The organism is Stenotrophomonas sp. JC08 (genome assembly GCF_052180205.1).
Taxonomy (GTDB): domain Bacteria; phylum Pseudomonadota; class Gammaproteobacteria; order Xanthomonadales; family Xanthomonadaceae; genus Stenotrophomonas.
The window spans coordinates 2,976,544-2,992,054 of sequence record NZ_CP197473.1; the positions used below are offsets into that span (position 1 = coordinate 2,976,544).

At 67.1% G+C, this 15,511-nt stretch carries 18 protein-coding genes and 1 tRNA gene; 5 read left to right on the top strand and 14 right to left on the bottom strand.

Going from position 1 to position 15,511, the window contains the following annotated elements:
- Positions 1–30: 30 nt before the first annotated feature.
- The 9 genes from ACSBPQ_RS13720 to birA form a co-directional block, all read right to left on the bottom strand.
- Positions 31–1,332 (bottom strand): tryptophan--tRNA ligase, encoded by a 1,302-nt coding sequence (locus ACSBPQ_RS13720; RefSeq protein ID WP_442682655.1) that lies wholly within the window; start codon positions 1,330–1,332, stop codon positions 31–33.
- A gap of 222 nt (positions 1,333–1,554) precedes the next feature.
- The gene (locus tag ACSBPQ_RS13725) at positions 1,555–1,776 is read right to left on the bottom strand and encodes a CsbD family protein (protein ID WP_442682656.1); all 222 of its coding nucleotides are present in this window, start codon (positions 1,774–1,776) and stop codon (positions 1,555–1,557) included.
- Positions 1,777–1,960: 184 nt separating this feature from the next.
- The gene (locus ACSBPQ_RS13730) at positions 1,961–2,095 is read right to left on the bottom strand and encodes an entericidin A/B family lipoprotein (protein WP_442682657.1); all 135 of its coding nucleotides are present in this window, start codon (positions 2,093–2,095) and stop codon (positions 1,961–1,963) included.
- 54 nt (positions 2,096–2,149) lie between these two features.
- Complete coding sequence (locus ACSBPQ_RS13735; protein ID WP_442684598.1) at positions 2,150–2,293, bottom strand: entericidin A/B family lipoprotein; 144 nt, start codon at positions 2,291–2,293, stop codon at positions 2,150–2,152.
- Between the two features lie 157 nt (positions 2,294–2,450).
- Positions 2,451–3,371, bottom strand: coding sequence for an arginase (gene rocF, locus ACSBPQ_RS13740; protein ID WP_442682658.1), 921 nt, complete (start codon positions 3,369–3,371; stop codon positions 2,451–2,453).
- Positions 3,372–3,463: 92 nt separating this feature from the next.
- Positions 3,464–3,539 (bottom strand) — tRNA-Thr (locus tag ACSBPQ_RS13745).
- Positions 3,540–3,631: 92 nt separating this feature from the next.
- Positions 3,632–4,405, bottom strand: a complete 774-nt coding sequence (locus ACSBPQ_RS13750; RefSeq protein ID WP_442682659.1) for an SPOR domain-containing protein — start codon at positions 4,403–4,405, stop codon at positions 3,632–3,634.
- 9 nt (positions 4,406–4,414) lie between these two features.
- Positions 4,415–5,152 carry a type III pantothenate kinase gene (locus ACSBPQ_RS13755; RefSeq protein WP_442682660.1) on the bottom strand — a complete coding sequence of 246 codons (738 nt, stop codon included), beginning with the start codon at positions 5,150–5,152 and terminating at the stop codon, positions 4,415–4,417.
- On the bottom strand, positions 5,149–6,114 hold the full coding sequence (birA, locus tag ACSBPQ_RS13760) for a bifunctional biotin--[acetyl-CoA-carboxylase] ligase/biotin operon repressor BirA (RefSeq protein ID WP_442682661.1): 966 nt from the start codon (positions 6,112–6,114) through the stop codon (positions 5,149–5,151). Before birA ends, ACSBPQ_RS13755 begins: the two co-directional genes overlap by 4 nt.
- A 124-nt stretch (positions 6,115–6,238) precedes the next feature.
- On the opposite strand from birA, the gene ACSBPQ_RS13765 reads away from it, so the two are divergent.
- Entirely contained in the window at positions 6,239–6,517 is a 279-nt protein-coding gene (locus ACSBPQ_RS13765; RefSeq protein ID WP_442682662.1) for a hypothetical protein, read from the top strand.
- Entirely contained in the window at positions 6,484–7,269 is a 786-nt protein-coding gene (locus ACSBPQ_RS13770) for a zinc-dependent peptidase (protein ID WP_442682663.1), read from the top strand. The genes ACSBPQ_RS13765 and ACSBPQ_RS13770 overlap by 34 nt, the downstream gene beginning before the upstream one ends.
- A 34-nt stretch (positions 7,270–7,303) precedes the next feature.
- Here ACSBPQ_RS13770 and gph read toward each other — a convergent pair whose 3' ends face one another.
- Together gph and dinB are read right to left on the bottom strand one after the other, a co-directional pair.
- Complete coding sequence (gph, locus tag ACSBPQ_RS13775) at positions 7,304–7,954, bottom strand: phosphoglycolate phosphatase (RefSeq protein WP_442682664.1); 651 nt, start codon at positions 7,952–7,954, stop codon at positions 7,304–7,306.
- A 60-nt stretch (positions 7,955–8,014) separates the two neighbouring features.
- Positions 8,015–9,100, bottom strand: coding sequence for a DNA polymerase IV (gene dinB / locus ACSBPQ_RS13780; protein ID WP_442682665.1), 1,086 nt, complete (start codon positions 9,098–9,100; stop codon positions 8,015–8,017).
- 212 nt (positions 9,101–9,312) lie between these two features.
- Here dinB and fabA point away from each other — a divergent pair, with 212 nt between their 5' ends.
- Positions 9,313–9,828: a 3-hydroxyacyl-[acyl-carrier-protein] dehydratase FabA gene (gene fabA, locus ACSBPQ_RS13785; protein ID WP_232147075.1), complete on the top strand. Its 516-nt coding sequence runs from the start codon at positions 9,313–9,315 to the stop codon at positions 9,826–9,828.
- Entirely contained in the window at positions 9,828–11,036 is a 1,209-nt protein-coding gene (gene fabB / locus ACSBPQ_RS13790; protein ID WP_442682666.1) for a beta-ketoacyl-ACP synthase I, read from the top strand. Before fabA ends, fabB begins: the two co-directional genes overlap by 1 nt.
- Before the next feature lie 81 nt (positions 11,037–11,117).
- Here fabB and ACSBPQ_RS13795 read toward each other — a convergent pair whose 3' ends face one another.
- The 3 genes from ACSBPQ_RS13795 to ACSBPQ_RS13805 all read right to left on the bottom strand — a co-directional run bounded on the left by ACSBPQ_RS13795 (position 11,118) and on the right by ACSBPQ_RS13805 (position 14,868).
- On the bottom strand, positions 11,118–11,597 hold the full coding sequence (locus ACSBPQ_RS13795; RefSeq protein WP_442682667.1) for an SH3 domain-containing protein: 480 nt from the start codon (positions 11,595–11,597) through the stop codon (positions 11,118–11,120).
- 84 nt (positions 11,598–11,681) lie between these two features.
- The gene (locus tag ACSBPQ_RS13800) at positions 11,682–13,709 is read right to left on the bottom strand and encodes a M3 family metallopeptidase (protein WP_442682668.1); all 2,028 of its coding nucleotides are present in this window, start codon (positions 13,707–13,709) and stop codon (positions 11,682–11,684) included.
- 37 nt (positions 13,710–13,746) lie between these two features.
- On the bottom strand, positions 13,747–14,868 hold the full coding sequence (locus ACSBPQ_RS13805; RefSeq protein ID WP_442682669.1) for a PLP-dependent cysteine synthase family protein: 1,122 nt from the start codon (positions 14,866–14,868) through the stop codon (positions 13,747–13,749).
- A gap of 162 nt (positions 14,869–15,030) precedes the next feature.
- Between ACSBPQ_RS13805 and ACSBPQ_RS13810 the strand changes: the two genes are divergently transcribed.
- Positions 15,031–15,393 (top strand): CopL family metal-binding regulatory protein, encoded by a 363-nt coding sequence (locus tag ACSBPQ_RS13810; RefSeq protein ID WP_442682670.1) that lies wholly within the window; start codon positions 15,031–15,033, stop codon positions 15,391–15,393.
- Positions 15,394–15,511: the final 118 nt, after the last annotated feature.

A 15,511-nucleotide genomic window follows, 5' to 3' on the forward strand; every position in this document is an offset into this window, starting at 1 on the left:
ACGTGTCCCTCCCCGTGGGATGCAGGTGGATCAATCCTTGGCGGCGGCCTCGCGCAGTGCCTGCAACGCGGCCAGCACCGGCTCCACTTCGCCTTCGATCCTGAACAGCTCGCTCTGCAGCGCATCGCCCTGCTCGGCCTGCTTGAGCACCGCGATCAGCTGCCCGGCATCACGTGGCGAGTCGAAGCCCACGCTCTGGATCAGCAGCTGGCCTTCGCCATCGAGCAGCTTGAAATAGAAGCGGCCATCCTTCTCGCGATACTGCTTGAACAGCGGCAGCGCGGCCTTGGCGGCGACCACCGGCTTGGCCGTATCACCGGCGGCGGACAAATCGCGCAGACCCACCGCCTCGCGCACCGCCTTGAGCAGCGGAATGGCGAACTGCTGGCGCAGCTGTTCAGCACGGCGTCGCAGCAGCGCTTCGATCTTCTGCGGCTCGGCCATCAGGGCGTTGTAGCGCTCGCGCATTTCCGACAGTTCGCTGTCGACCCGCTCGAACACCTGCTGCTTGGCATCGCCCCAGCCGATGCCGTCGGCAAACGCCTGGGCGAAAGCGGCAGTCTGCGCCGGCGTGGCGAACGCCTGGTAGATCTGGAACAGCGCCGAGCCTTCGGTGTCCTTGGGCTCGCCGGGCGCACGCGAGTCGGTGACGATGGAGAAGATCAGCTTCTTCAGCTCCGGCGGCGGCGCGAACAGCGGGATCACGTTGTCGTAGCTCTTGCTCATCTTGCGGCCGTCCAGGCCCGGCAAGGTCGCCACGTTCTCGTCGATCACCGCCTCGGGCAGCACAAAGTAGTCGTGGCCATAGAGATGGTTGAAACGCTGGCCGAAATCGCGCGCCATCTCGATGTGCTGGATCTGGTCGCGACCGACCGGTACCGTGTTGGCGTTGAAGATCAGGATATCGGCGGCCATCAGCACCGGATACATGAACAGTCCGGCACTGATGCCGGCATCGTCGTCCTGGGCGTCTTCGCGGTTCTTGTCCACCGCCGCCTTGTAGGCATGCGCGCGGTTGAGGATGCCCTTGCCGGCCACGCAGGTCAGGTACCAGGTGAGCTCGGTGATTTCCGGGATATCGCTCTGCCGGTAGAACCACACCTTGTCCGGATCCAAGCCTGCCGCCAGCCAGGTGGCGGCGATCTCCAGCGTGGAACGCTGCACGCGCAACGGATCCTGGGTGTTGATCAGGCTGTGCAGGTCGGCGAGGAAGAAGAAGCTTTCGGTATCACCGGCGCGACTGGCCGCGATGGCCGGGCGGATCGCGCCCAGATAGTTGCCGATGTGCGGGGTGCCGGAGGGCTTGATGCCGGTGAGGACGCGGGTAGTCATGTACGCAAGGGTGACGGACGGATTAACCGCGCCAGTGTAACCGGCATGCGCCGGCCCCGCCCGCCATGCCCGGCATCGCGATGGCCGGCATCCGCACGGCACCGGTCACCGGCGATGCCGCAGGTGCCGTAGCTGTATGTGCCGTAGCTGCTGGCGTCCGCTCCAAAGCACTGGGCCGCATCGCTGCGGCCCAGTGCTGTTCACGCGCCGGCAGCTGCTGGCTCAGTGGTAATCGGGATAGTCCCTGTGCAGCGTCTTCTGGAAATCACGCACCTCGCTTTCCGCGCGATCCTTGGCCCAGCCATAACGCTCCTGCAGACGTCCGGACAGATATTCGGCATTGCCCTCGGCCACCTTGAAGTCGTCATCGGTCAGATCACCCCACTTGGCCTGTGCCTTGCCCTTCAGCTGGCTCCACTTGCCGGAAATGATGTCTTTGTTCATCGGTGTTCTCCATTCGGGGGAAACGCGGTGTGTCCGCGTGGGTCCAGCATCGGTCTGCACGTGTTGCCACCCTGTCCAGAATCCGTTGAGCGATGTTGACGTTCTTGAATGCCGCTTCATGTTCGGCAACAGCGCATGAAAAAGGCCGGCAATGCCGGCCTTGTTGCGACCCGTTGTAAAGGCCCTACCGGGTGGCGGCATCCTCCACCTTCTCACCGGCCTTCTGCACGTCCTTGCCGGCGCCGGCAACGGTGTTGCAACCGGCAAGCACGGCCATCGAGAGCAATGACACCAGCATCAAGCAGGACAGACGCTTCATGTTTTTCTCCTGTGGTGGAACGCGAAAGGAATGGCCCCTCGGGCCGGGGGATCATCAGCAGCGGCCGTCCTTGCAGTCCTGGGCCTTGTCTTCAACTTTCTCACCGGCCTTCTGCATGTCCTTGCCGGCACCGGCGACCGTGTTGCAGCCGCTGAGCATTCCAATCGAGAACATACCCACCAGGGCGACCATCAACATACGTTTCATCAGACTTCTCCTTTCCGAGCTTCCCTCGGCATCCGCAGGCCCCGGAGGCGCCGCGACCTGCGTGCCGCGCGTGAAGAGGAATCTGGCGGCTGTTCCGTGCAGCCGGTGTGAAGCCCGGGACCGTGTGTTCAGTGACGTGGCGAGACCGTCAATTCCGCATCAGTGTGGATTTTCCAAACAGGCTTTCCACCAGATCCACCGCCAGCTCGGCGGTGCGGTTCTGGTGATCGAGCAGTGGATTGAGTTCGACAATGTCCAGTGACCCCAGCCGCCCGGTGTCGGCGATCATCTCCATCACCAGCTGCGCCTCGCGGTAATTCACTCCGCCCGGCACCGTGGTGCCCACACCGGGGGCGATGCTCGGATCAAGAAAGTCCACATCGAAGCTGACATGCAGGTGGGTATCGACATCCACGCCTTCCAGTGCCGCCTGCATGGTGTGCTTCATGCCGGCCTCGTCGATATAGCGCATGTCGTAGACATCGACGTTGTGGCTGCGGATCAGCCGCTTCTCTTCCGGATCCACCGAGCGGATGCCGATCTGGTGCACCTGCTGCGGCGAGATGGCCGGCATGTCGCCTCCCAGCCGGGTCAGCGCGTCCGGGCCCAGCCCGCACAGGCACGCCACCGGCATGCCGTGGATGTTGCCGGAAGGCGTGACCTGGGACGTGTTGAAATCCGAATGCGCATCCAGCCACAGGATCCGCAGTCTCCTGCCCTGCTGACGGCACCAGCGTGCCACCGCGGTGATCGAGCCGATGCCCAGGCAATGGTCGCCACCGAGCATGATCGGCAGACGCCCATCCTCCAGCTCGGTCAAGGTCGCGTCCATCAACGTGCGGTTCCACGCCACCACTTCGTCCAGATGCCGGTAACCGTGCACCGGCCCGGTCCATGGATTGACCGGCCCCTGCAGGTTGCCGACATCGCGCACCTCGACCCCGCGCGCCACCAGCGCCTCGGGCAGACCCGCGATACGCAGCGCCTCCGGCCCCAGTCGCGCACCACGATGCCCCGCGCCCACATCCGTTGGCACCCCGATCAATGAAACGGGACGAAAACCGGCCATGACCCACCTCCGTTGCAAATGAAATCAGTCTAGCCAGCGCGCGGGCGAACAACTCGCGGCAGCGCAGCAGGTGACAGGCAAGAAGGGGGAAGTGGTGCCGCTTGTCCGAATCGAACGGACGACCTACTGTTTACAAGACAGTTGCTCTACCAACTGAGCTAAAGCGGCATGTTGTTTCCGCGGCCGTTGCGGCAGCGCGGGCAGTGTACGCGAACTGTGGCGCGGAACCACCGGCGCGACGTGGCCGGCGGGGTGCCATTCTAGCGCAGCCGTGCGCAATCCAGCGACTGCTGTTGCGTGGCTCCAGCCTGCCTCATTGCCGCCGCACCGGTGCCAGCCGCCAGGGTGGCGTCGATCCACCAGCGCGCCGGTGTTTCATTGCCGCTGGGCACCAGCGTGGCGGCAAAGCCGGCAGCGGCCAGTGATGCCAGACGGCGCTCGGCGCCTTCCCGGTTGCGGTACTGGCCCAGGGCAATCGCGTTGGCGTCGTCTCCCTGGGCAATGATGAAGTAGTCGCTGAAGCCCGCCTCGACGATGCGCTTGACCGTAGCCTGCGCGTCCTCGCGGCTGACCGCGGCCGGGATCAGCACGCGATATCCCGATGCCGCCTTGCCCGGCACTTCATGCAGACGCGGTCGTTCGGCCATCCCCGCCAGCCGTGCCAGTGCCGCCTTCGCCTCGGCTTCGGCAGCAAACGGCCCCAGGCGCAGGCACTCCTGCACCACCGCCGGTGGGGGTGCGGGTGCCGGAACCGGTGTCGCGCTGGGGACGATAACGGCTGCCGGCGAAGCTGCCGGCACATCAACCGCAACCGCCGGATCGGTTTCAGGCGCTTTTGCAGGCATTGCCATCGCCGTATCGGCCGGCCGCGCCACGGTGCCGCTCGCCTGCGGGTGCGGCAGCAGTTCCAGCGTGGCCACGCCGGGCTCGGCGCGTGCCGGTACGGGTGCGGCAGCCGGCTTCGGCGCCAGCCACCACAGTGCGACCCCCACGTTGAGGATGGCCAGGACAACGATCAGGAAGCGGATCACCATGGGCTGATCCTAGCGTTCCTGACGGGGCTGGTGCACGGCCCAGTACGCCAGCCCTTCCAGCACCAGCGCCGGCCGATGTCCGGCGGCAGGCAACAGCGGCAGCAGTGGCGCGGCACCGCCCCCATGCAGCAGCAGGCGTGGCACGGTGCCCAGCAACGCGCCGGCCAGTCGCTGGCTGCGCTCCACCAGCGCCACCGCGGCGCCATCACATCCGGAAGCCAGCGCATCGGCGGTGTCACAGGCGAACTCGGCGTAGTCGCCGCCACTGGCGGGCAACTGCACCGCGCGGGCGTGCAGGGCTTCGCGCATCACCGTGGGCGAAGCGCCGATACGGCCGCCGCGATGCAGGCCGTCGGCATCCAGCAAGTCGATGGTCAGCGCCGTTCCCACGCCGACCACCAGCACCGGCGGCTGCAGGCGCACGGCGGCCAGCAACGCCAGGAAACGGTCCACGCCCAGTTTTTCCGGCTGCGCATAGGCAATGCGCAGGCCGCCACACTCGGCCTGCGTGCGCGCGATCCGCACCTGCGTGAAGCGCTCGTGCAGCAGCGCCATCACCTCGGCGGTCAGACCGGCGGCGGCCACGCTGGCCACCCAGGCGGTATCGCCGTGTGGCAGGGCCGCGCGGGCACTGGCGGTCATCGCCTCGGCACCATGGGGCCATGCCTGCACGTCGCCGGGCGAGCCTTCCCGCAGCGGCGCAAATTTGAATCGCGAATTCCCCAGATCGAACAACCATTCGCTCATGCCGCTCTCACACTGACTTCGCCGGCATGGAAACAGACCTCGCTTCCATCGATATCCACCCGCAATGCCCCATCCTCGGCCAGACCACAGGCCACGCCCTCATGCAGCACGCCGGCCTCCTCCACCCGTACCATGCGCCCTGCGAGCATATCCATGCCGGCATAGCGCGCGAGGAACGGTGCCAGCCCCTGCTGCTCGAACAGCTCCAGCGCCGGCAGCAGCGCCGACAGCAGCGCCGCCACCACTGCGTTGCGTGAAACCGGGGCACCGGCCAAGCGGTCCAGGTCGGTCCAGGGCTGGCCGATATCGGCGGCGACCGCTGCGGGCATGTGCACATTCAGCCCCAGCCCGATCACCGCCCGCGCCGGCCCGGCAAACTCGCCGCCGCCTTCCACCAGCAACCCGCCCAGCTTGCGGCCGTCCACCATCACGTCATTGGGCCACTTCAGGCTGGCCCCTCCGAAACCGCAGGCATGCAGCGCCTCCACCACCGCCACGCCCATTGCCAGGCTCAGGCCGCCCATCCGCGACAAGCCGCCGGGGAACGCGCGCGACAGGGACAGGTAGACATGCGCGGCCAATGGCGATGCCCAGTGCCGCCCGCGCCGGCCACGGCCACCGGTCTGGCGCTCGGCCAGCAGCACGTCCACGCCGCGCAGCGGCGCATTGCGCTGCAGCAACTCACTGTTGGTCGAGGCCACGCTCCAGCTCACGTCCAGATGGCCCAGCAGCGCCGCCGCCTCCGCCGTCATCGCCGCGCGGATCGCGCTGGTCGACAGCAGTTCCAGCGGCCCTTCCAGCCGGTAACCCTCGCCGGCCCGGCCGGCGATCGCCACACCCGCCGCGCGCAGGCCCTGGATCCGCTTCCATACCGCCGCCCGGGTCTGCCCCAGCTCCCTGGCCAGGGCATCGCCGGACAGGGGGCCGGTGCCCAGCTTGGCCAGCAGTTCGCGGTCGTCCACGGCACACATTCCTCCAAACAATTGGCGAAATTATGCGGGATGGCCGTCAGGGCGCCCAGCACAGCCGCAATTCAGGGAAAAAAGCAGGCTAGAATCGGGAGTCTGCCCGCTCCGGATGTTGACGATGCGCCACCTCGCACATTGCCTGATCCTGTTGTTGGTGCCGCTTTCAGCGCAGGCTGCCGAGGCGCTCAACGGCATCGATGACAATGGCTGCACCTATGCCCCCAGCGAGGTGGAACGGGTAGCGGCGCCAGCGGCATCGGTGAACCTGGGCAACAGCGCGCCGGTTTCGGCCAGCAAGCGTGCCCTGCCCGCCACCGGCGGAGGCAGTGACGAGGAAATCCTTCCGCGCCCGCGCGCCCCGCGATGGCACCGGTTGCTGCCCGGGATGTTCCGCTGATCCCTGTTTCCTGGCGCTGGTGGCAGCGCTCCCCCGCACCGGTTGATGAAGCCCTGTGGCGCTCGGTCTGCGCGCAGTGCCCGTGGCTGCAGCCGCTTGCCCCGGAGCGTGACCGGCGTCTGCGCGGACTGGTCGCGCTGTTCCTGCAACACAAGACGATCATCCCGGTCGCGGGTCTGGAACTGGATGCGTCCCAGCGCCTGCTGCTGGCGGCACTGTGCTGCCTGCCGCTGATCGAGTTCGGCGCCGAGGGCCTGCATGGCTGGTCCGAGCTGGTGGTCTACCCGGACGCCTTCCGCGTGCGCCGCAGCCATGTGGATGCGGCCGGCATCCTGCACGAATGGGACGACGAGCTGATCGGCGAAGCCTGGGACAGCGGCCCGCTGATCCTGTCGTGGGCCGATGTGCAGGCTGATCTTGCCGATCCGCAGGCCGGCTTCTGCGTGGCCGTGCACGAGATGGCACACAAAATCGACGTGCTCGATGGCGCGATGGACGGCACCCCGCCCCTGCCGCGGACCTGGCAGAAACAGTGGGCACGGGATTTCCAGCAGTGCTATGAGCGCTTCTGCGAGCAGGTGGATGCCGGTGCGGACACCGCCCTGGACCCGTATGCCGCCGAGGCGCCGGAAGAATTCTTCGCCGTGGTCAGCGAATACCACTTCTCCGCACCGCAGCTGCTGCAGCAGGAGATGCCGGCAGTGGCCGCGCATCTGCACCGCTTCTACGGGCCGTCACCGTTCGCCACATAAGCTGTGCGCGAGGCATCGGCCGGATGTCACGCGGCTAGCCGATATGGCCGAGCAGCTCACGCAGGTCGTCCACCACCGCCTCCGCAGCGGCGGCATCCAGATCCAGATCGCGCGGATAGCCGTAGCGCACCAGCACGATGGGCATGCCGGCGTTGTTGGCCGCCTGCAGGTCGGTCGCCGAGTCGCCGACCATCAGGCACTGGTCCACCGCCTGTCCCAGCAAAGCGGCGCTATGCCGCAGCGGCTCGGCGGCAGGCTTGCGCTGCGGCAGCGAATCACCGCCGACGATATGCGCGAAAAATCCGGCGATACCCAGGTGTTGCAGCAGCGGTGGCACCAGCGCCGACGGCTTGTTGGTGCAGATCGCCATCGGCATACCGCGTGATTGCAGCGCCTGCAGCGTATCCATCACGCCGTCATACAGCCGGGGGCTGCGCAGCAGGCAGGCGTGATAGTGCTGCATGAAGGCCGGCATCACCGCGGCGGCGACCTGTCCGCTGCCACTGTGCCGCAATGCGGTGGCGACCAGGTTGCCCACGCCGTCCCCGATCCAGCCGCGCACCGTGGCCTCGGCCACGCGCGGCAGTGCCAGTCCATCCAGGGTGCGGTTCACCGCTTCGGCGATATCGCCCGCGCTGTCCACCAGCGTGCCATCCAGATCGAAAACCACCGCCGTCGTTGCCACCCGTCCTGCCTCCATCCATGTAAACGCCCGATTGTAGCGAGGCGCTGGGGCGCGGGGCCCTCACTCCCGGTGCTGCGGGCGGAACAGATCGCCCTGCCGCACCACCTCCTCGCGGTCGCGGAACCCGGACAGGCCCACGCCCACCAGCCGGTACAGTGTGTCGGCCGGCAACTGCACGCGCCGGCACAAGGCCAGCGCGATATCGCGCAGTTCTTCCACCGAGGCCGGCGGCGTATCCGGGGTAAAGCTGCGGGTGAGGATGCGGAACTGCGCGGTCTTGAGCTTGAGCACCACGGTATGGCCGATGCGCTCGGTGCGTCCGGTCGCACGCCAGGTGCGTTCGGCCAGCTGGGTGATCAGCTCATCGAAACCGCCCAGCGGCAGATCCTCGGCGAAGGTGTCCTCGGAGGAAATCGACTGCACCGGCTGGTTCGGCTCCACCGGGCGCTCGTCGATGCCGCGCGCGCGCCGGTACAGGCTGGCCCCGAAGCTGCCGAACAGGGCCTGCAGCTGTTCCAGCGGCAAGCCGCGCAGGTCGCCGACGGTGGCAATCCCCAACGCCGCCAGCCGGCCCTGCATCACCTTGCCCACGCCCGGCACACGCTGCACCGGCAGCGGTGTCAGGAACTGCTCCACCTTCGCCGGCGGCACCACAAACTGGCCATCGGGCTTGCGCCAGTCCGAGGCGACCTTGGCCAGGAACTTGTTCGGCGCGATGCCGGCCGAGGCGGTCAGCCCGGTGGTTTCGCGGATCTGTGTGCGGATGCGGCGGGCGATCTCGGTGGCGATGCCGCCACAGCTCGGCGAGGCGGTCACATCCAGATAGGCCTCGTCCAGCGACAGCGGCTCCACCAGTGGTGTGTGCTGCAGGAAGATCGCGCGGATCTGCCGCGACACCGCCTTGTAGCGGGAAAAATCCGGCGGCACGAAGATCGCGTCCGGGCACAGCCGCTCGGCGCGCAGTGCGGGCATCGCCGAACGGATACCGAATTTCCGTGCCTCATAGGACGCTGCGCAGACCACCGAACGGGCGCCCTTCCATGCCACCACCACCGGCTTTCCGCGCAAACCGGGGTCATCGCGCTGCTCCACCGACGCGTAGAAGGCGTCCATGTCGACATGGATGATCTTGCGGGGCTGGCTCAAGGAAACAGTCCGGAACGGTCGTCAACATGATAGCTCCTGTCGCCAAATGCACACTTGTCCTCACAATTGTGCAATCTTGAACGCCACGCAAAAGCGTTCGAACGGCCGCCAATTGCGTCGAACATACGCAACCGTCAAGTTAAAACATTTGATTGAATGCCGATTGCTGACGCATGCTCGGCGGCTCGCTCCTGGCTTTGGACTACCACCGGATGACCCGTCTGCATTCGTTCTCCCGCGACCAGCTGCTGGCCAGCGCGCGCGGTGAACTCTTCGGCCCCAACAAGGGCCGCCTGCCCAACGATCCGATGCTGATGTTCGACCGCATCACCGACATCCGCGAGGACGGCGGCGCCCACGGCAAGGGCCTGATCCGCGCCGAGCTGGATATCACCCCGGACCTGTGGTTCTTCGGCTGCCACTTCATTGGCGACCCGGTGATGCCCGGCTGCCTGGGCTTGGATGCGATGTGGCAGCTGACCGGCTTCTACCTGACCTGGCTGGGCGCCGAAGGCCGCGGCCGTGCGCTGGGCTGCGGCGAGGTCAAATTCACCGGCCAGGTGCTGCCCAGCGCCAAGCTGGTGCAGTACGAGATCGATGTCTCGCGGGTGATCAACCGCAAGCTGGTGATGGCCCAGACCGACGCCCGCATGCTGGTCGACGGCCGCGAGATCTACACCGCCAAGGACCTGCGCGTGGGTCTGTTCACCTCGACGGAGAGCTTCTGATGCGGCGTGTCGTCATCACCGGCATGGGCATCACGTCCTGCCTCGGCAACGATCTGGACACCGTTTCCAGTGCCCTGCGCGAAGGCCGCCCGGGCATCGTCGCCCTGCCCGACCACGCTGAAGCCGGCCTGCGCAGCCAGGTCGGTGGCCGCGTCGACATCGACCTGGACACGCAGGTGGACCGCAAACTCAAGCGTTTCATGAGCGATGCCGCCGCCTACAGCTACGTCGCCATGCGCGATGCCATCGCCGATGCCGGCCTGGAGCAGAACCAGGTCAGCAATGTGCGCACCGGGCTGATCGCCGGCTCCGGTGGCGGCTCCAGCGAATGGCAGGTGGAAGCGGCCGATCTGCTGCGCAACCGTGGCGTGCGCAAGGTCGGCCCGTACATGGTGCCGCGGACGATGTGCTCGACGGTGTCGGCCAACCTCGCCACCGCGTTCAGCATCAAGGGCCTGAGCTACTCGCTGTCGGCCGCCTGCGCCACCTCGGCGCACTGCATCGGCGCGGCCGCGGACCTGATCCGCCACGGCGCACAGGATGTGGTGTTCGCCGGCGGCGGCGAGGACCTGCACTGGTCGATGAGCGTGATGTTCGATGCGATGGGCGCGCTGTCCACCAGCTTCAACGACAGCCCGGCCAGCGCCTCGCGTCCGTATGACGCCGGCCGCGACGGCTTCGTCATCGCCGGCGGCGCCGGCATGCTGGTGCTGGAGGACTACGATCACGCGGTGGCCCGCGGCGCACGCATCTACGCCGAGCTGGTCGGTTACGGCGTGACCTCCGATGGCGCCGACATGGTCGCCCCGTCCGGCGAAGGCGCGGTGCGCTGCATGAAGATGGCGATGGAAGGCATCGACCGTCCGATCGACTACCTCAACACCCACGGCACCTCCACGCCGCTGGGCGATGTGACCGAGCTGGGCGCGGTGCGCGAGGTGTTCGGCGATGCAGTACCGCCGCTGTCCTCGACCAAGGCGCTGTCGGGCCACTCGCTGGGCGCGGCCAGCGTGCACGAGGCGATCTACTGCCTGCTGATGATGCGCGACGGCTTCATGGCCGGCTCGGCCAATATCGAAACGCTGGACGAGCGCGCCGCAGGCTTCCCGATCCTGCGCCAGACGCAGGACGCCCGGCTGGATACGGTGATGTCCAACAGCTTCGGCTTCGGCGGCACCAACGCCACGCTGGTGTTCGGCCGGGTGTGATGCCACGCCGGCACTGAGGCAATGGAAAACAGCCGCGAAAGCGGCTGTTTTCTTTGGCAGACCCGGCGGCTGCACGGCGCCTCAGCCGCCCGGCTGCGCGGTCTCGATCACCACGCCCATCTCCTTGCCGGCCTCGGCCAGGCGCACGCGCTTGCCATCACGGGTGGCGACCAGATAGTTGGCCGCGACCCAGCCACTGTGGCCACCGGCGCGCACATTGCACCACTGCAGGTCGTCCAGGCAGCGCTGCACTTCCACAGTGGTGCCCACCGGCAGCAGCGCCAGCCGCTCGGCACGCGGATCAGGCGCGCTGCGCAGGTTCAGGCCATTGCTGACCTGCGCGGCCGGCTCGTTGATGCGCGGCTGGAACCACATCACCACGCCAACGATCGCGGCGGCGACCGCGATGCGCAGCAAGGTGGCGGGAATGCCTGCCAGCGGGCCGGACCGGTTGTTCATGGTGGGCATGGACGGAGACGGGAAGCGGCAGTGTGCCAGCCGGCAGGTGGACGCAGCCAGAACAGCTTCCACCCAGTCCGGCAGCGGCGACAGCACCGGCATGCTCCCGTCATGACGCCGCACCGGTATTGGCGGCGCCATGTCCGTGGCGGCTGAAGCACGGCGTCCGTGCCGTGGGATGCAGGCTCAGGCCACCATGCCGCTGTGGCGCAGCAACGCGTCGATCTGCGGATCACGGCCACGGAACGCACGGAAATTCTCCGCCGCACTGCGGCTGCCACCGCGCGACAGCACCTCGGCACGGAAGCGAGCGCCGGTTTCGGCCAGCTGGTCCGGGGCCTCCTCGAACGCGGCATAGGCGTCGGCGCTGAGCACTTCGGCCCACTTGTAGCTGTAGTAACCGGCCGCATAGCCCCCGGCGAAGATGTGGCTGAACTGGTGCGGGAAGCGGTTCCATGCCGGCGGCAGGTTCACCGCCACCTCGTCACGCACGCGCTCCAGCAACTGCAGCACGTTTTCCTGCTGCGGCTGGTACTGGCTGTGCAGCAGCATGTCGAACAGGCCGAACTCCAGCTGGCGCACGGTGAACATGCCGCTCTGGTAGTTCTTCGCCGCCAGCATCCGCTCGAACAGCGGCCGCGGCAGCGCGGCACCGGTGACCGCATGCGCGCTCATTCCCTCCACCTGCGGCCACTCCCAGCAGAAGTTCTCCATGAACTGGCTGGGCAGCTCCACCGCATCCCACTCCACGCCATTGATGCCCGCCACCGCCAGCTCACCGACACGGGTGAGCAGCTGGTGCAGGCCGTGACCCATCTCGTGGAACAGGGTGATGACCTCATCGTGGCTGAAGGTGGCGGGCTGGCCGTCACCGCCGCGGCCGAAGTTGCACACCAGGTACACCAGTGGCGTCTGCACGCCAGCGGCGGTGACGCGGCGGTTGCGGCAATCGTCCATCCACGCGCCACCGCGCTTGCCCTCACGCGCGTACAGGTCCATGTAGAACTGGCCGACCAGCGCCCCATCGGCATCCACCAGCCGGTAGAAACGCACGTCCTCATGCCACACCGGCGCGGTGTCCTGCTGCACGGTCAGGCCGTACAGGCGTTCGATCACGCCGAACAGGCCGGCCAGCACCTTCGGCTCGGTGAAGTACTGCTTCACTTCCTGCTCGGAGTAGCGGTAACGAGCCTGTTTTAGCTTCTCGCTGGCGTATGCGAGATCCCATGCCTGCAAATCCTCCAGCCCCAGTTCGTCGCGGGCGAAGGTTTCCAGTTCGGCACGGTCGCGCTGCGCATACGGTTTGGCGCGGCCGGCCAGGTCACGCAGGAAGCCAAGCACCTGCGGCGCATCGGCGGCCATCTTGGTGGCGATGGAGTATTCGCCGTAGTTGGCGAAACCGAGCAGCGATGCCATCTGGCTGCGTACGGCAAGAATGCGGTCGATGTTGCCGCTGTTGTCCAGCGCCGCTTCGCCGAATTCGGATGCGCGTACGGCGTGGGCGCGATACAGCTGCTCGCGCAGCGCGCGGTTGTCGGCATAGGTCTGCACCGGCAGGTAGCACGGCATCTGCAGGGTCAGTTTCCAGCCATCACGGCCGTCTTTCTGTGCGGCGGCGCGGGCACTGGCGATGACATCGGCCGGCAGTCCGGCCAGTTCGCCTTCATCGTCCACGTACAGTGCGAACGCGTCGGTGGCATCGAGCACGTTCTGCGAGAACTTGGCCTGTAGTCCGGACAGCTCTTCCTGCAACTGCGCGAAACGGGCCTTGCCGGCTTCATCCAGTTCGGCACCACCCAGGCGGAAATCACGCAGCGCGTTTTCCAGCACCTTGCGGCGCGCGTCGTCATAGCCGGCCGCCTCCGGCGCGACAGCCAGCGCCTTGTACTGCGCATACAGCGCCGGGTTCTGCGCCACCGCGCTGCCGAAACGGCTGATCTTCGGCAGGTTGGCGTTGTAGGCCTCGCGCAGCTCCGGCGTGTTGACCACCGCCTGCAGATGGGACACCTGGCCCCAGGCGCGGTACAGGCGCTCGCTGGCGTCATCCAGCGGCGTCACGAACGTATCCCAGCGCACCGGCGCAACGGTTTCGGCGGCTTTTACCGCGGCTTCGGCCTGAGCCAGCAGCGTGTCGATGGCCGGCGTCACATGCTCCGGGCGGATCGCGTCAAAACGCGGCAGGCCGGAAAAGTCGAGCAGGGGATTGGTGTTCATGCGTGTCCTGGAAAAAACGGTGCCGGCACGGCCGGCTTCATGAGCGATATGGCGACGCTTCCAGCCACGCACAAGGCAACGCCAGCACGTCCTGCCCGGCAACCGCGGCGGCGATGGCGGCATCGGCGTTGACCACATCGATGCCCTGCTGCACGTACCAGTCCGGATTGTAGTAACTGTGTGCGTAGCGCTCGCCGGCATCGCACAGGATGGTGACGATGGAGCCGCCGCGGCCGGCATCACGCATCAGCCGGGCGACATGCAGCACGCCGACGAAGTTGGTGCCGGTGGAGCCACCGACGCGGCGCCCCAGCGTGGCGCTGACATGGCGCATCGCCGCCAGGCTCAGCGCATCGGGCACCTTCACCATCGCATCGACGCTGGTCGGAATGAAGCTGCGCTCCACCCGCGGGCGGCCGATGCCTTCCACGCGCGAGCCGCCTTCGCAGGTCATGTCGCGCCAGTCGGCGCCTTGCAGGGCCGCGCAGTAGCCGTCGTAGAAGATCGACACTTCCGGATCGGCGCACAGGATCAGCGTGTCGTGGCGGCGATAGCTGGCATAGCGCCCCAGGGTGGCGGCGGTGCCGCCGGTGCCGGGGCTGCAGACGATCCACTCGGGCACAGGATGCGGCTCTTCGGCCATCTGCTTGAAGATCGACTCGGCGATGTTGTTGTTGGCGCGCCAGTCGGTGGCGCGCTCGGCATAGGTGAACTGGTCCATGAAGTGGCCGCCGGTTTCACGGGCCAGCGCCTGCGAGGCGTGGTTCAGCTCGCAGGCGCGTTCGACCAGGTGGCAGCGGCCGCCGTGGAACTCGATCGCGGCGATCTTCTCCGGCGAGGTGCTGGCCGGGATCACCGCGATGAACGGCAGCCCGAGCAGGCGCGCGAAATAGGCCTCCGACACCGCGGTGGAGCCACTGGAGGCCTCGATCACCGGGCAGCCTTCACGCAGCCAGCCGTTGGCCAACGCGTACAGGAACAGCGAGCGCGCCAGCCGGTGCTTGAGGCTGCCGGTGGGATGGCTGGACTCGTCCTTCAGATACACATCGATGCCGGGGAAGCCCGGCAGGTCGATCGGGATGAGGTGGGTATCGGCCGAACGGTTGTAATCGGCCTCGATCTTGCGGATGGCCGACGCCACCCATGCGCGCTGGGACATGGATCGCCACTTGGTCAGAGGAATGTCCTGATTCTACCGGCTGCACCAAACAGCGGGCGGAGGTGGCAGCCGTCAACCCTGCGGGCGTCTGCAACGTCGCGCCGTTCAGTCCGTTGCGGGTCGGGGGGTGGTAAGGTTCAGGCCTGTCTCCGGACCCGACCCGTGCTGCGCATCCTGCTGCCCCTGCTGCTGTGCCTGTCCCTGATCGCCACCGCGGTCGGTTCGGTCTGGTCTGCAACAGCGATGGCCGTGCCGATGCAGACCATGGCCCAGGAAATCGGTGACGACACGCATGACTGCTGCCATCAGGACCTCAGCATGCAATGCGATGCGGACGGTAGCGGGCAGGATCCTGCCTCCTGTGGCGACGGCAACCACTGCGATTGCAAGCAACACTGCAACATGTTGCCGGCCATGACGATGACCCGCCTGGGTACGCTGCGCCACAGCCTGCAGCCGGTTCCATCGGTGCCCTACCGCCATGGCGTGGCACCGGGCCAGCTCAACCGGCCTCCCATCGCCTGATCTCCCGTGGCGCCATGTGCGCTGCATGCAGACCCGTGCCATGGCCGCGCCATGGTGCTTCCCCGATCTGTTCAAGCCATGCCGTGGCGCAGCGTATCGCCCGTGCATGGCCGGGAGT

Bases quoted from the DNA above. Each gene is read 5' to 3' on its own strand.
- ACSBPQ_RS13735 (WP_442684598.1), bottom strand. From the start codon at position 2,293: ATGTTGATGGTCGCCCTGGTGGGTATGTTCTCGATTGGAATGCTCAGC.
- ACSBPQ_RS13805 (WP_442682669.1), bottom strand. From the start codon at position 14,868: ATGTCCCAGCGCGCATGGGTGGCGTCGGCCATCCGCAAGATCGAGGCC.
- ACSBPQ_RS13795 (WP_442682667.1), bottom strand. From the start codon at position 11,597: ATGCCGGTGCTGTCGCCGCTGCCGGACTGGGTGGAAGCTGTTCTGGCT.
- fabB (WP_442682666.1), top strand. From the start codon at position 9,828: ATGCGGCGTGTCGTCATCACCGGCATGGGCATCACGTCCTGCCTCGGC.
- ACSBPQ_RS13765 (WP_442682662.1), top strand. From the start codon at position 6,239: ATGCGCCACCTCGCACATTGCCTGATCCTGTTGTTGGTGCCGCTTTCA.
- ACSBPQ_RS13770 (WP_442682663.1), top strand. From the start codon at position 6,484: ATGGCACCGGTTGCTGCCCGGGATGTTCCGCTGATCCCTGTTTCCTGG.
- ACSBPQ_RS13725 (WP_442682656.1), bottom strand. From the start codon at position 1,776: ATGAACAAAGACATCATTTCCGGCAAGTGGAGCCAGCTGAAGGGCAAG.
- rocF (WP_442682658.1), bottom strand. From the start codon at position 3,371: ATGGCCGGTTTTCGTCCCGTTTCATTGATCGGGGTGCCAACGGATGTG.
- fabA (WP_232147075.1), top strand. From the start codon at position 9,313: ATGACCCGTCTGCATTCGTTCTCCCGCGACCAGCTGCTGGCCAGCGCG.
- ACSBPQ_RS13800 (WP_442682668.1), bottom strand. From the start codon at position 13,709: ATGAACACCAATCCCCTGCTCGACTTTTCCGGCCTGCCGCGTTTTGAC.
- ACSBPQ_RS13750 (WP_442682659.1), bottom strand. From the start codon at position 4,405: ATGGTGATCCGCTTCCTGATCGTTGTCCTGGCCATCCTCAACGTGGGG.
- ACSBPQ_RS13730 (WP_442682657.1), bottom strand. From the start codon at position 2,095: ATGAAGCGTCTGTCCTGCTTGATGCTGGTGTCATTGCTCTCGATGGCC.
- ACSBPQ_RS13720 (WP_442682655.1), bottom strand. From the start codon at position 1,332: ATGACTACCCGCGTCCTCACCGGCATCAAGCCCTCCGGCACCCCGCAC.
- ACSBPQ_RS13755 (WP_442682660.1), bottom strand. From the start codon at position 5,152: ATGAGCGAATGGTTGTTCGATCTGGGGAATTCGCGATTCAAATTTGCG.